This is a genomic window from Enterobacter cloacae complex sp. S3, from assembly GCF_014930495.1.
Classification (GTDB): domain Bacteria; phylum Pseudomonadota; class Gammaproteobacteria; order Enterobacterales; family Enterobacteriaceae; genus Enterobacter; species Enterobacter asburiae_B.
Genome location: NZ_JADBRD010000020.1, coordinates 42223 through 56505 on the forward strand (window position 1 = coordinate 42223; position 14283 = coordinate 56505).

Below are 14283 nucleotides of genomic sequence, written 5' to 3' on the forward strand. Positions count from 1 at the left end.
ATTATGTCTCTCTGTGTAGGGTTGTTGTGTTTAGAGGACGATCTCGCGCTGGCTGCGCAATGACTCCAGCGCTTTATCCGCAAGGTACAGCGCACGTTCACCATCATCGCCGCTGCAGTCAGGCACCGCTTCGCCGCGCAGGACCGCAACAAAGTGTTCCCATTCCGCGGCGTAAGCGGATTTGTAGCGCTGCAGGAAGAAGTGTTCCGGCAGCGCGCTGGTGCAGCCCTGTTTGCCGTAGTGCTGCACCTGGTTTTCCAGAATGTTGCCCGCGCACAGCAGCCCTTCGGAGCCGTGCAGCTCCAGGCGCTGGTCGTAGCCGTAAGATGAACGGCGGCTGTTGACGATGGTCGCCATCGCGCCGGAGGCATATTTCAGAACGATAAACGCGGTATCGATATCTCCTGCCTCGCCAATCGCCGGATCCACCAGGTTGCTGCCCTGGGCATACACCGACACCGGCTCTTCGCCCATGATGAAGCGCGCTATGTCAAAGTCGTGAATGGTCATATCGCGGAACATGCCGCCGGAGACGCGCACGTACTCAGCAGGCGGCGGAGAAGGATCGCGGGAGATGATGAGCAGCGATTCCGGTTTGCCGATGCGCCCGGCCTGCGCGTCGGTTTTCACGCGGCGAAACTGTGGGTCAAAGCGGCGGTTAAAGCCAATGAACAGCGGCACGTCGTACTCTTTGACCACCTTCAGGCAGTCGCGCACGCGGGCGAGGTCAAGGTGTACCGGCTTTTCGCAGAAGATGGCCTTGCCGTGGCGGGCGGCCATTTCAATCAGATCCGCGTGGGTATCGGTGGCGGAGGCGATCAGCACGGCGTGAACGTTAGGGTCGGTCATCGCCTCGTTCAGGCTCTGCTGGCGGGCCTGATACTGCGCGGCGAGACGGGTGGCAAATTCCTGATTCGGGTCAACCACGGACCAGAGCGTGGTCGCGCCGTGGCTGGCGATGTTAGCTGCATGTACCTGGCCGATTCGGCCAGCGCCCAGTAAAGCAATGTTAAACATAACGGCTCCCGGTGTTGGTGAATGCTGTGAACTAACGACTCTATAAATAAAACATTTATTTCATTTTTATAAATAGTGAAAATTATGTTTTTGAGTGCGGGTTAACACTTTTGAGATGAATGAGATAAATTTTGTTATCAATCTCACAACATGAGTGGACGTGCGGCAACTCCCCTCACCCCGGCCCTCTCCCTCAGGGAGAGGGAGTAAAAAACCGCACCGATCCGTCCCCTCTCCCTGTGGGAGAGGGTTAGGGTGAGGGGAAAACAAAAATGAAATGAAAATTTCGTTACGGCAGGAAAACTTAATACTGACGGGCTTTTTTCACCTGCGCCTGCGTTTGCTCAGCGGCCTCACGCACGGCAGAAGATTCAGCCACCTGCGCGTCACCGGTTCGCCACCACGAGGCGTAATCGTGGGTCATGGTCTTCGGCAGCACCTTGATGTCCAGCAGCGTCGGGCCGGGATGCGCCCGCGACGCCTCCAGCGCCGCCAGCAGGCTTTGCTCATCGTTCACCCGCCACGCGCGGCAGCCGTAGCTTCCCGCGTTTTGCGCAAAGTCGACCTTCACCAGCGGCCCGTCAAGCCGCCCGGTTTCCGGGTTGCGCCGACGGTTTTCCGTGCCAAAGCTGCCCATGCCGTGCCCCATCTGCAGGTTGTTAATGCAGCCGAAGCTGGCGTTATCAAACAGCAGAACGGTGACCTTAATGCCCTCCTGAACGGCGGTTTGCAGCTCGGAGTGCAGCATCATGTAGGAGCCATCCCCCACCATGGCGTACACCGGCTGCTCGGGTCTGGCGAGCTTCGCGCCGATGGCCGCCGCAATCTCGTAGCCCATGCAGGAGTAGCCGTACTCCAGGTGATAGCTGTCCGGCGTTTTGACCTGCCAGAGGCGCTGTAAATCCCCCGGCAGCGAACCGGCCGCGCCCACCACAACGGCGTTATCTTCAACATGCTGGTTGATCAGCCCCAGCACCCGCGTCTGGGTCAGGCGGGTGTTGAGCGTCTCGCCGTATTCCGCCAGCTGCGCATCCAGGTGCCCCGCCACTTCGGGCGCGTCGTCAGGACGCCACTGGCGATCCCACAGGCGGCGGCACTCGTCGCGCCAGGCGGACTTCGCCTCGGCTATCGCCTCTCCCCAGCCGCTGCGGTAATCCCCGAGCGCGTGGGTCAATGCCTGGAGCCCGGTTTGGGCATCGGCAATCAGCGCGGTCGCGTCCAGCTTCAGGGCGTCAAACTCGGCCACGTTCAGCAGCAGGAATTCGACGTCCGGGTGGGAAAAGAGCGCCTTGGAGCCGGTGGTAAAATCGGTCAGGCGCGTGCCGACGCCGATCACTAAATCCGCCTGCGGTGCGAGCTGGTTGGCGGACATTCCCCCCGTCACTCCTACGCCGCCCAGGTTAAGTGGGTGGTCACTTACCAGCGCCCCCTTTCCGGCCTGGGTTTCGGCAAACGGCAGCCGCAGCGTCTCGACAAATTCGCGAAACGCCTCATGCGCGCCGGAATAGCGCACGCCGCCGCCGCACACCACCAGCGGACGACGCTTGCGGGCGATCAGCGCCCGCGCCTGCGCCAGACGCTGCGGATCGGGCGGACGGCGCTCAATGTGGTGCACGCGACGCGCGAAGAAGCTCAGCGGGTAGTCCCAGGCCTCTCCCTGCACGTCCTGCGGCAGGCAAATGGTCACCGCGCCGGTATTGGCGGGGTCAGTAAGCGTTCGCATCGCGCTTAGCATGGCGCTCATCAGCTGCTCGGGACGGTTGATGCGGTCCCAGTAGCGGGAGACCGGACGGAAGCAGTCGTTGGTGCTGATGCTGAGATCGTGATACTGCTCGATCTGCTGCAGCACCGGGTCCGGCTGGCGGCTGGCGTAGATATCGCCCGGCAGCAGCAGCAGCGGGATGCGGTTCGCCGTAGCGGTGGCCGCCGCTGTGACCATATTGGCGGCGCCCGGCCCGACGGAGGAGGTGACGGCAAAAATGCGCTGACGGCGGTGCTGTTTGGCGAATCCCGTCGCCATATGGGCGATACCCTGCTCGTTGCAGCCCTGCATTACCTGCAGATGGCCCGGGTCCTGCTCCAGCGCCTGGCCGATACCGAGCACGTTGCCGTGCCCAAAGATGGTCGCCACGCCCTCCACGAAGGGCGTTTCGTTGCCGTCCACGCTGACGTACTGTTGATTAAGGAACCGGACCAGCGCCTGGGCCATGGTCATACGTTCGGTTTGCATAAAACCTCCTGTCAGCCCAGCGTCGGCATTGAGAACGCAGCGCCTGTCTCCTGCTGCATTTCCGGCCAGCGCGCGGTGATAGTTTTCATTCGGGTGTAGAAGCGCACGCCGTCGCTGCCGTGAACGTTGAGCGCGCCAAAGATGGAACGCTTCCAGCCGCCGAAGCTGTGGAACGCCATCGGCACCGGGATCGGCACGTTGACCCCCACCATGCCCGCCTGCACCTCTTCGCAGAAGCGGCGCGCGCAACCGCCGTCGCGGGTGAAGATCGCCGAACCATTACCATATTCATGGCGGTTAATCAGATCCACCGCGCTGGCGTAATCTGCTACGCGCACCACAGAAAGCACCGGGCCAAAAATCTCTTCTTTATAGATGGTCATCTCCGGAGTGACGTTATCGAACAGCGTCGGCCCGACGAAGTAGCCCTGCTCGTGGCCCTTCACGCTGAAGCCGCGACCGTCCACGCGCAGTTGTGCTCCCTGCACTTCCCCGCTGTCGATATAGCCCAGCACCTTGCTGCGGTGTGCGGAGGAGATGAGCGGCCCCATTTCGTTTTCCGGCGACTGGTCCAGGCCCGGCCCCACGCGCAGCGCGGCAATCTGTTTCTCCAGCCGGGCGCAGAGGTCATCGGCAGTTTTATCCCCCACCGCCAGCACCACCGAGAGCGCCATGCAGCGTTCGCCCGCCGCGCCGTAGGCCGCGCCCATGATGGCGTTGGTCGCCATCTCCATGTCGGCATCCGGCATGAGAATGCAGTGGTTTTTCGCGCCGCCCAGCGCCTGGCAGCGCTTTCCGTGGGCGGACGCGGTCTGGTAAATGTATTCCGCAATTGGCGTGGAGCCGACAAAGCTCACCGCCTGCACGCGCGGGTCGGTCAGGAGCACGTCAACGGACTCCTTATCGCCCTGCACCACGTTGAACACGCCGTCCGGCAGGCCGGCCTCTTTCAGTAGCTGCGCCAGCGCCAGCGCCAGGGAAGGATCTTTTTCCGACGGCTTCAGCACGAAGGTGTTGCCGGTCGCCAGCGCGATCGGGAACATCCACATCGGCACCATCGCCGGGAAGTTAAACGGGGTGATCCCGGCGCAGACGCCGAGCGGCTGCATCAGCGAGTGGCTGTCGACGCCGGTACCGACGTTCGCCGAGTGTTCACCCTTTTGCAGATGTGGGATGCCGCAGGCAAATTCTACTACTTCCAGGCCGCGGGTCAGTTCGCCCACCGCATCGGAGAAGACCTTGCCGTGCTCTTCGCTGATGATGCGGGCCAGTCGCTCCATGTTCTCTTCCAGCAGCGCCTTGAAGCGGAACATCACGCGCGCGCGCTTAAGCGGAGCATGGCGCGCCCACGCCGGAAACGCCTGCTGCGCGGCGGCAATCGCCTGCTCCGTTTCCTGCGCCGTACTCATCACCACCTGGCGGATCTGCTCGCCGGTGGCTGGGTTGAAGATCGCCTGAACGCGCTGGCCTGAACCGGTGACACATTCGCCGTGAATAAAATTCGCTACCGTCTCCATCCTTAACCTCTCGCTGTTGATACGTGACTGTTAACTGAACACTGTGTACTGAACACTATATATGAAACAAATATTCCATTTTAAGTTGAAATAAAATAAATGATGATTATTGTGATCAAGGATGGATTTTTATGTTAACAGCCAACAACACTGACGCAGCGTGCGCTATTAAGGGATTTCGGGCGAGGAAATGACTGAAGTTTCTGTTTCATTTTTGCTGCCAGATGGATGGCCGACATTTAAAAGACGCGGTTTTGCGTTTAGAATCATAAGACTGTATTTGGGGGATAAGATGACGACAGCAACCAGCCTGAACGAACTGCAGCAGCAAATCCGCGATCGCTACGATAGCCTGAGCAAGAGGCTGCAGCAGGTCTCCCGCTACGTGCTGGATAACACCAACAGCGTGGCCTTTGACACGGTTGCCGTCATTGCCGAGCGCGCCGACGTGCCGCCCTCGACGCTGATCCGCTTTGCCAACGCCTTTGACTTCACCGGCTTCAACGAAATGAAACAGCTGTTTCGCATGAACCTGGTGGAGGAGACCGCCAGCTACAGCGACCGCGCCCGGCTGTTCCGCGAGATGGAGAGCGAGGCCGTGCCGGAAACGCCGCTCGATATTCTGCAGGAGTTCGCCCGCTCGAACGCGCAGGCGCTGCAGCAGCTGGCCGCCCGCGCCGAGCCGGAAATGCTGGAGCGCGCGGTGCAGCTATTGGCCGACGCCGACACCATCTACATCGCCGGACTGCGCCGCTCCTTCAGCGTCGCGGCCTACCTCACCTACGCCCTGAGCCATCTGGAGTGCCGCCCTATCCTGCTCGACGGCATGGGCGGGATGCTGCGCGAGCAGATCAGCCGCATTAAGGCGCGCGATATTGTAGTGTCGATCAGCTTCTCGCCGTACGCGGAAGAGACGGTGATGGTCAGCGAAACCGCCGCCAGCGTCGGCGCGCGGCAGATTGTGATTACGGACAGCCAGATCAGCCCGCTGGCTACGTTCAGCGAACTCTGCTTTGTGGTGAAAGAGGCGCAGGTGGATGCGTTTCGGTCACAGTCGGCAACGCTGTGCCTGGTGCAGTCGCTGGTGGTGGCGCTGGCGTATCGGTTGGGACAGGGGAAGTAAGGCAATAAAAAACCCCCTGCACAGGCAGAGGGTTTTGGTGTTAATTCAGCGGGGAATTACTCCCACACAATTACCAATAACAATAAAAAAACATTATAAAACAACACTATGGTAATCACACGCTACTCAACACCATGAAAAATACCCTTGTAGAAATGCATGGCAGCAAGGATAGCATTGTAACGGAGTGTAATCGGGTTTATGGTCAACGCATAGTGTCACGCATCCGCCAACCACGGGAACTCGCATTCAAGGCCTAATGTCCGGGCCAGTCTGATTGCGGTTTTTAAGATTGTTCCACCAGAAGGAAGATATGCGGCGATTCCAGTCGTTTGCGAATGTCGGCTTACTGGAAGTCATTCTATGCAACAGTCACCGGACGTTCGTACACTTCACGTTTGCCGCAATAGAGGTGCATTAAAGCTAACCTTACCTGATACAGCCCTGTGCTAATTGCGTGGCAACAAGCTTGGCCCATTTACATTTATCAAATGACGTCGTACGGCACACATAACATAATATGTCAGCCACTGTTCGATGACTCAACAATTCTGAAAAAGGGAGGCGCATGAATCGCCATTTCAAAAGGGACTTTGACGACCGTGTCAAATTGCCACAAAGTGTATTTGGGCGGGTAGACCATGTCGTTACGTCAGGGCCTCCGGCCAACATTGTGCTAATTGCAGTTGATGCAATTGACGTCAAGTGGCTGAACGACCAGGCAAAACAAGACCCGCGATTTGACATCAATAGTCCTATAAAAGCAGCTGGGGCTTGGAAGAGCCAAGGCTTCCCAACACCCGGAACTCCGAGCATCTTTGAAAGCGCCCCACTATTTCGCATTGAAGTAGAATTAGATGCCAGAACAAATCCATTTGAACTGCCATTCTTGCCTGACTATGACGGACTAAATACGAACAAGGGTACGCAGGCTTTAGAGGGCGCATGGTTTAAGTTCGAGGTGTCTGCAACCCACCGTAAAGGGTTCACGCCTGCGCTAATCTATCCAGGCTTGTTCGCCACGCCAATTTCTGCGTTTGTTCAGGGAACAATGCCGACACCTGTTCGCGCCAATGCTCTGGCAGGAATATTTTCGTTGCAGCATTTCCCAAAAATATCAGAAGATTGTCTTCAAGCTACTCTCAACGAAACTCGCGCAGACAAGCTCGCTGTCTACGGTGTTGGACAGGGAAACGCAAACGCTTTACTCAATGCGAATTCACCCATCACTTGTCATCCGCTGCCGTCGCTATACTTTGACCTTGGTGCTGGGGTATATCGTAACAAGCACACAACGCCGACTCCCCTGCTTTTCTGCTTTACACTCTGCCCGCCAATTATACTGTCACACTGGGATGCAGATCATTGGGCTGGAGCGTACGCGACTGGAGTCAGTACTCCGCCAACCTACCCCGCACTTCTGCGCACATGGATTGCGCCACTACAAACCGTCGGACCACTGCACATTGCCTTTGCAAATGACATCATTGCCCAAGGTGGCAAACTATACATCTACAACCCGCCCCCGGGAAAGATTAATAAGGTCGCACTCTCTAAGAGGACTGAACTCCGATTGGCGCTCGGAACCGGGAACGGCAGAAACGACACTGGAATTGTTGCGGTAGTGGAGAACAGAAATCTAAGTCCTAGTAGAACCTGGCTTCTAACTGGCGACTGCAACTATACGCACATCGAGCCCTCATTAGCACCTAAAAACCCTATAGCTGTGGTAGTCCCTCATCATGGAGCAAACCTAAATGGAGGAACCGCTGCACCAAAACCATTCCGCGGTGTAAACGAGTACTGCCGCCTGCTCTATTCGTTCGGCCCCGACAATGCACACGGGGCAACAGGTGTCCGCCACCCGACGCTCAACACGGCGACACTAAATATAGGGGCTGGGTGGGATCATGGAGCATGGCACTTACCCGCTCCGGCTGATAAGGACCCTAACTCCGTCGATGACGTCAGAGCGACCGCACGACATACTGTTGCTGGAGCCGCCGGCGCAAATCTTGGTAGTATCCTGGTGGGCTGGAACGGCCTTCCCGCATTATTCAAGCCCCCATGCGGTGGTGGTATAAGCATCCAGTGCACCACAACACCAGTACTGAGCTAGAGGCAGCCCGAATTTGTGTGTCTATCGACGTACACGGTCTGGAATCTTGCTTGCTTCTCTGAGTGTAAATTGCATATACGGAGTAGTGGGTGCAGGTCAGGAGTTCACTTGCCGTGCACTGGATCAATGTGCCTTTGAGTGTGGTGTTGAGTTGCGCTTAATCCAGCCGGGCAAGCCAACGCAGAACGAATTTGTTGAGAGCTTTAACGGACGATTTCGCGATGAATGTCTGAATTAGCGCTGGTTCAGCGATATGGGAAATCATTAATGACTGGTAGCGGGATTATAACGAGTGCCGTCCACATTCAATACTGAATTATCAGACGCCATCAGAGTTTGCAGCACGGTGGCGAAATGGAAAATGTTAAGGTAAACAAACTGCCCCTACTAACTGACGATTGTGTCTAATACTAGGGGCAGATCAATCAGTCCCACAACGATCCCTGGCGGATTTTTACCACTCTAGTCTTTTGAACAATTCCCTTGATGTATAAATGTTCAGCAAAGTATAATTACTGGACGTGGAAAAATAATTGATATGCTATGGATACAATGAATATTGGATTAACTGAAATATTATCATTTGCTGCATTAATTGTATCGGTATTCAGTATGCTGTATGCAAAAAAGCAAAGTGATTTTGCAAAGAGAAATCATTTTAATGATTATCGCTCTCATTTATCTCAATCTCATCTGGCATATAGAAAAGCACTAATTAAAACACAAAACAAACATAAAAATGATCTTCTTGAATTAAGTAGACTTGCTGGGGAAACATTAGTAAAAATAGTTAACCATTTCGACCGATATGACACCAATCAACATGCAGAGAGATATCTAAGACATTTACTGCATGAAAGTTCAGAAATGGTTTTCCGTACATTCCAGGGGCAACTTGCCTGGCAAACTGCAGAAAACATATCACATAGATTTCACCAAATATCTTTTATTGAGGATAATCTCAATCCAGTTAAAAATATATTTGGAGATTGCTCTTTCAGGGAGGAAATCAATTTAAAGTATCATTTAGAACCAAATGCATATCTAGAGGCGGATTTAGTGAATGATACTTATTTTTGCAATCTGGTTCTAGAGATGAAAGCAAGACTTGATGAATCTAAACTAAAAGAGTTGATGAGCAACGTTCAAAAAGAAATTATTAACTTCAATACGTTGCACAACAATCTAAAAGCCAATCTTTCCATAAGTGCTAATTACCTTGACGATTTAATCCATCAGGGAAATAAAGAGCACTTCAAACTGAGAGAATCCCCACAACTTTACTCTGAAATGAAAAGAACAAAAACACAATTGAGAACATTAGGTTATATAAACATGCCTGAGGGCTTAGATAAGTCTTTAAGTGGGAAGGTTTATTTCTCAATATCCAAAAGTATCCATTTATGTGCTCTCCTTCATGCAATACAATATTTATATTCATGGGGCTGGGACTATGAATAATAAAGTATTCTTAATTTAATACGGGAATTTAAATCTTTCATATTATTAAAAAGAACACCAATAGATAAAATTTATTGGTGTTCTTTTATCAAGACAGGCAATTAAAAAGTCACCCACTCACTCCCACTCAATCGTAGCCGGTGGCTTACCGCTGATGTCATATACAACTCGCGATATCCCATTGACTTCATTGATTATTCTGTTAGACACGCGGCCTAAGAAGTCATACGGCAGGTGCGCCCAGTGCGCGGTCATGAAGTCGATGGTTTCCACCGCACGCAGGGAAACAACCCAGTCGTACTTACGGCCATCGCCCATCACACCGACGGAGCGAACCGGCAGGAACACGGTGAACGCCTGGCTTACCTTGTTGTACAGGTCAGCTTTGTGCAGCTCTTCGATGAAGATCGCGTCCGCGCGACGCAGCAGGTCGCAGTACTCTTTCTTCACTTCGCCCAGCACGCGCACGCCCAGACCCGGACCCGGGAACGGGTGACGGTAGAGCATGTCGTACGGCAGACCCAGTTCCAGACCGATCTTACGCACTTCGTCTTTGAACAGCTCGCGCAGCGGTTCAACCAGGCCCATCTTCATCTCTTTCGGCAGGCCGCCCACGTTGTGGTGAGATTTGATGACGTGTGCTTTACCGGTTGCGGAGGCAGCAGACTCGATCACGTCAGGGTAGATAGTGCCCTGCGCCAGCCACTTCACGTCTTCCAGCTTCAGCGCCTCTTCGTCGAATACTTCCACGAACACGCGGCCGATGATCTTACGTTTCGCTTCCGGATCGTTCTCGCCTTTCAGCGCGTCCAGGAAGCGCTGCTCGCCTTCCACGTGAATGATGTTCAGACCGAAGTGGTCGCCGAACATGTCCATGACCTGCTGGGCTTCGTTCAGACGCAGCAGACCGTTGTCCACGAAGACGCAGGTCAGGTTTTTGCCGATGGCGCGGTGCAGCAGCATCGCGGTCACGGAGGAGTCCACGCCGCCGGAGAGGCCGAGGATCACTTTGTCATCGCCAACCTGCTGGCGGATACGCTCAACGGCGTCGTCGATGATTTTTGCCGGGGTCCACAGGGCTTCACACTGGCAGATGTCGCGCACGAAGCGCTCCAGCATGCGCATACCCTGACGGGTGTGGGTCACTTCCGGGTGGAACTGCACGCCGTAGAAGCGTTTTTCTTCGTTCGCCATGATGGCGAACGGGCAGCTTTCGGTGCTGGCAACGGTCACGAAGTCAGACGGGATGGCGGTCACTTTGTCGCCGTGGCTCATCCACACGTCCAGCAGCGGTTTGCCGTCTGCGGTCAGGGAGTCTTCGATACCGCGCACCAGCGCGCTGTCGGTGACGACTTCTACCTGTGCGTAGCCAAACTCGCGCTCGTTAGAGCCTTCTACGTGGCCGCCCAGCTGCATTGCCATGGTCTGCATACCGTAGCAAACGCCGAATACCGGCACGCCAGCTTCGAACACGTACTGCGGCGCGCGCGGGCTGTTCTCTTCGGTGGTACTTTCCGGGCCGCCGGACAGGATGATGCCGCTTGGATTGAATTCGCGAATCTGTGCTTCCGTGACATCCCACGCCCACAGCTCACAGTAAACGCCCAGTTCACGTACGCGACGCGCCACCAGCTGAGTGTACTGAGAACCGAAGTCCAGGATGAGAATGCGATGTTTATGAATGTTTTCCGTCATTGACGCTAATTCCGAGGCAAGTGAAACAAAAACAGAGCGCCCGGCAGAAGCCGGGCGCGGAAACTTATCAGGAGCCCAGACGGTAGTTCGGGGACTCTTTGGTGATCGTCACGTCGTGAACATGGCTCTCCTGGATACCCGCACCGCTGATGCGTACGAATTCCGCTTTAGTACGCAGCAGGTCAATGGTACCACAGCCGGTCAGACCCATACAGGAGCGCAGGCCGCCCATCTGCTGGTGAATGATCTCTTTCAGACGGCCTTTATACGCTACGCGACCTTCGATACCTTCCGGCACCAGTTTGTCAGCGGCGTTATCGGTCTGGAAGTAACGGTCAGAGGAGCCTTTGGACATCGCGCCCAGGGAGCCCATACCGCGGTAAGATTTGTAAGAACGGCCCTGGTAGAGTTCGATTTCACCCGGGGATTCTTCGGTACCGGCCAGCATGGAGCCTACCATTACGGCAGCTGCGCCCGCGGCGATCGCTTTGGCGATGTCGCCTGAGAAGCGGATACCGCCGTCAGCGATAACCGGAATACCTGTGCCTTCCAGCGCTTCAACCGCGTCAGACACGGCGGTGATCTGCGGAACGCCCACGCCGGTCACGATACGTGTGGTACAGATAGAGCCAGGGCCGATACCCACTTTCACCGCGCTGCAGCCAGCGTCAGCCAGCGCGCGAGCGCCTGCGCCAGTGGCCACGTTACCGCCGATGATCTGCAGATCAGGGTATTTGGCACGGGTGTCGCGAATACGTTGCAGAACGCCTTCGGAGTGGCCGTGAGAGGAGTCAATCAGCAGGACGTCAACGCCCGCAGCAACCAGCGCGTCAACGCGCTCTTCGTTACCGGCGCCAGCGCCAACCGCAGCGCCGACGCGCAGACGGCCATGCTCGTCTTTACAGGCGTTAGGCTTACGTTCTGCTTTCTGGAAATCTTTAACGGTGATCATGCCGCGCAGGTGGAAGCTGCTGTCAACAACCAGCGCTTTTTCAACGCGTTTTTCGTGCATTTTTGCCAGCACCACGTCGCGGGTTTCACCTTCGCGAACGGTAACCAGACGCTCTTTTGGCGTCATGTACACGCTAACAGGCTGGTTCAGGTCAGTCACGAAACGCACGTCACGACCGGTGATGATACCGACCAGTTCGTTCTCTTCGGTCACCACCGGGTAACCGGCGAAGCCGTTACGTTCAGTCAGGGCTTTCACTTCGTGCAGCGTGGTGGTTGGCAGAACGGTCTGTGGGTCAGACACGATGCCGGATTCATGTTTCTTCACGCGGCGAACTTCTTCCGCCTGACGTTCGATAGACATGTTTTTGTGAATAAAGCCAATGCCACCTTCCTGTGCCAGGGCGATAGCCAGGCGCGCTTCAGTCACGGTGTCCATTGCCGCAGAGAGCATAGGAATGTTCAGGCGAATGGTTTTCGTCAACTGCGTGCTGAGATCGGCAGTATTCGGCAGAACAGTGGAGTGAGCGGGAACGAGGAGGACGTCGTCAAACGTCAGTGCTTCTTTAGCGATACGTAGCATGGGCAATATCTCTGACCTGGGTGGTTAAATATTGCCGTGGCATTATACAGAGCGTAACCGATTGCATCTACACTTTTTTATAAAAAAGCTTGCGATTGCCTCTCAGCAGGTTACTATCGACTGAATAACTTGCTGATTTAGAATTTGATCCCGCTCACATGTTATCCTCTCAATCTCCCTCAATTTATACCGTCAGCCGCCTGAATCAGACGGTGCGTTTGCTGCTTGAGCAGGAAATGGGGCAGGTCTGGATCAGCGGTGAGATCTCTAACTTCACGCAGCCGTCCTCCGGTCACTGGTACTTTACCTTAAAAGACGACACCGCCCAGGTGCGCTGCGCGATGTTCCGCAACAGCAACCGTCGCGTGACGTTTCGTCCTCAGCACGGCCAGCAGGTTCTGGTTCGCGCCAATATCACTCTGTATGAGCCGCGCGGCGATTATCAGATCATCGTCGAGAGCATGCAGCCTGCGGGCGAAGGCCTGCTGCAGCAGAAGTATGAACAGCTAAAAGCCCGGCTCTCTGCCGAGGGGCTGTTCGACCAGCAGTATAAAAAACCGCTGCCCTCCCCTGCCCACTGCGTTGGGGTGATCACCTCGAAAACCGGTGCGGCACTGCACGATATTTTGCACGTGCTGAAGCGTCGCGACCCTTCCCTGCCCGTCATCATCTACCCGACCGCCGTTCAGGGTGACGATGCGCCGGGCCAGATAGTTCGCGCCATTGAGCTGGCGAACGCCCGTCAGGAGTGCGACGTATTAATCGTCGGGCGCGGCGGCGGCTCGCTGGAAGACTTGTGGAGCTTTAACGACGAGCGCGTGGCGCGGGCAATCTTTGCAAGCCTTATCCCCGTGGTGAGCGCCGTCGGCCACGAAACGGACGTAACGATAGCCGATTTTGTCGCGGACCTGCGCGCGCCTACGCCGTCCGCGGCGGCGGAAGTGGTCAGCCGCAACCAGCTGGAGCTGCTGCGTCAGATTCAGAACGGCCAGCAGCGTCTTGAGATGGCGATGGACTACTTCCTTGCCAACCGTACCCGCCGCTTTACCCAGCTTCATCATCGTCTTCAGCAGCAGCACCCGCAGCTGCGTCTGGCGCGTCAGCAGACCGTGCTGGAGCGTCTGCGCCAGCGCATGAATTTCGCGCTGGATAGTCAGCTCAAGCGCGCGGTATCGCGCCAGCAGCGCGTGACGCAGCGCCTGAACCAGCAGAACCCGCAGCCGAAAATTTATCGCACGCAAACGCGGATCCAGCAGCTGGAGTATCGTCTGGCGGAGACAATCCGGGCGCGGCTGAGCGCCACCCGCGAGCGTTTTGGCAATGCGGTGACCCATCTTGAAGCGGTCAGCCCCCTCTCCACGCTGGCGCGCGGCTATAGCGTGACGACGGCGACGGACGGCAAAGTGCTGAAGCAGACCAAACAGGTGAATACCGGCGATGTGCTGACGACGCGTCTTTCAGACGGCTGGGTAGAAAGCGAAGTGAAATCAATTAAACCGGTGAAAAAGACGCGTCAGCGTAAAACCGGATAATTCCTCGCCGGTTACTTACTATACTGCTGCTATTCCCTTTTTTAATAAGGAGAGC

The 14283-nt window shown here is 55.8% G+C and carries 9 protein-coding genes and 1 pseudogene; 5 read left to right on the plus strand and 5 right to left on the minus strand.

Going from position 1 to position 14283, the window contains the following annotated elements; genetic code table 11:
* Nucleotides 1-30 precede the first annotated feature (30 nt).
* From iolG to IM317_RS13075, 3 genes are all read right to left on the minus strand, one after another.
* The gene (gene iolG / locus IM317_RS13065; protein ID WP_033146191.1) at nucleotides 31-1017 is read right to left on the minus strand and encodes an inositol 2-dehydrogenase; all 987 of its coding nucleotides are present in this window, start codon (nucleotides 1015-1017) and stop codon (nucleotides 31-33) included.
* Between the two features lie 304 nt (nucleotides 1018-1321).
* Nucleotides 1322-3247 carry a 3D-(3,5/4)-trihydroxycyclohexane-1,2-dione acylhydrolase (decyclizing) gene (iolD, locus tag IM317_RS13070; protein ID WP_033146192.1) on the minus strand — a complete coding sequence of 642 codons (1926 nt, stop codon included), beginning with the start codon at nucleotides 3245-3247 and terminating at the stop codon, nucleotides 1322-1324.
* Between the two features lie 11 nt (nucleotides 3248-3258).
* Nucleotides 3259-4764, minus strand: coding sequence for a CoA-acylating methylmalonate-semialdehyde dehydrogenase (locus IM317_RS13075; RefSeq protein WP_033146193.1), 1506 nt, complete (start codon nucleotides 4762-4764; stop codon nucleotides 3259-3261).
* A gap of 292 nt (nucleotides 4765-5056) precedes the next feature.
* Between IM317_RS13075 and IM317_RS13080 the strand changes: the two genes are divergently transcribed.
* From IM317_RS13080 to IM317_RS13095, 4 genes and pseudogenes are all read left to right on the plus strand, one after another.
* The gene (locus IM317_RS13080) at nucleotides 5057-5887 is read left to right on the plus strand and encodes a MurR/RpiR family transcriptional regulator (RefSeq protein WP_033146194.1); all 831 of its coding nucleotides are present in this window, start codon (nucleotides 5057-5059) and stop codon (nucleotides 5885-5887) included.
* Between the two features lie 568 nt (nucleotides 5888-6455).
* Nucleotides 6456-8006: a hypothetical protein gene (locus IM317_RS23960; RefSeq protein WP_223998008.1), complete on the plus strand. Its 1551-nt coding sequence runs from the start codon at nucleotides 6456-6458 to the stop codon at nucleotides 8004-8006.
* Nucleotides 8007-8100: 94 nt separating this feature from the next.
* Nucleotides 8101-8374, plus strand: a pseudogene (locus IM317_RS13090) (transposase); the annotation flags it as partial.
* Nucleotides 8375-8558: 184 nt separating this feature from the next.
* Nucleotides 8559-9467 carry a hypothetical protein gene (locus IM317_RS13095; protein WP_033146570.1) on the plus strand — a complete coding sequence of 303 codons (909 nt, stop codon included), beginning with the start codon at nucleotides 8559-8561 and terminating at the stop codon, nucleotides 9465-9467.
* Between the two features lie 117 nt (nucleotides 9468-9584).
* Here IM317_RS13095 and guaA read toward each other — a convergent pair whose 3' ends face one another.
* Together guaA and guaB are read right to left on the minus strand one after the other, a co-directional pair.
* Entirely contained in the window at nucleotides 9585-11162 is a 1578-nt protein-coding gene (gene guaA, locus IM317_RS13100; RefSeq protein ID WP_033146195.1) for a glutamine-hydrolyzing GMP synthase, read from the minus strand.
* A 67-nt stretch (nucleotides 11163-11229) separates the two neighbouring features.
* Nucleotides 11230-12696 (minus strand): IMP dehydrogenase, encoded by a 1467-nt coding sequence (gene guaB / locus IM317_RS13105; protein ID WP_023333022.1) that lies wholly within the window; start codon nucleotides 12694-12696, stop codon nucleotides 11230-11232.
* A 158-nt stretch (nucleotides 12697-12854) separates the two neighbouring features.
* Between guaB and xseA the strand changes: the two genes are divergently transcribed.
* Nucleotides 12855-14228: an exodeoxyribonuclease VII large subunit gene (xseA, locus tag IM317_RS13110; RefSeq protein ID WP_033146196.1), complete on the plus strand. Its 1374-nt coding sequence runs from the start codon at nucleotides 12855-12857 to the stop codon at nucleotides 14226-14228.
* Nucleotides 14229-14283 lie beyond the last annotated feature (55 nt).

Excerpts from the sequence above, each read along its gene's own strand:
- iolG (WP_033146191.1), bottom strand. The coding sequence starts at position 1,017 with ATGTTTAACATTGCTTTACTGGGCGCTGGCCGAATCGGCCAGGTACAT.
- iolD (WP_033146192.1), bottom strand. The coding sequence starts at position 3,247 with ATGCAAACCGAACGTATGACCATGGCCCAGGCGCTGGTCCGGTTCCTT.
- IM317_RS13075 (WP_033146193.1), bottom strand. The coding sequence starts at position 4,764 with ATGGAGACGGTAGCGAATTTTATTCACGGCGAATGTGTCACCGGTTCA.
- IM317_RS13080 (WP_033146194.1), top strand. The coding sequence starts at position 5,057 with ATGACGACAGCAACCAGCCTGAACGAACTGCAGCAGCAAATCCGCGAT.
- IM317_RS23960 (WP_223998008.1), top strand. The coding sequence starts at position 6,456 with ATGAATCGCCATTTCAAAAGGGACTTTGACGACCGTGTCAAATTGCCA.
- IM317_RS13095 (WP_033146570.1), top strand. The coding sequence starts at position 8,559 with ATGAATATTGGATTAACTGAAATATTATCATTTGCTGCATTAATTGTA.
- guaA (WP_033146195.1), bottom strand. The coding sequence starts at position 11,162 with ATGACGGAAAACATTCATAAACATCGCATTCTCATCCTGGACTTCGGT.
- guaB (WP_023333022.1), bottom strand. The coding sequence starts at position 12,696 with ATGCTACGTATCGCTAAAGAAGCACTGACGTTTGACGACGTCCTCCTC.
- xseA (WP_033146196.1), top strand. The coding sequence starts at position 12,855 with ATGTTATCCTCTCAATCTCCCTCAATTTATACCGTCAGCCGCCTGAAT.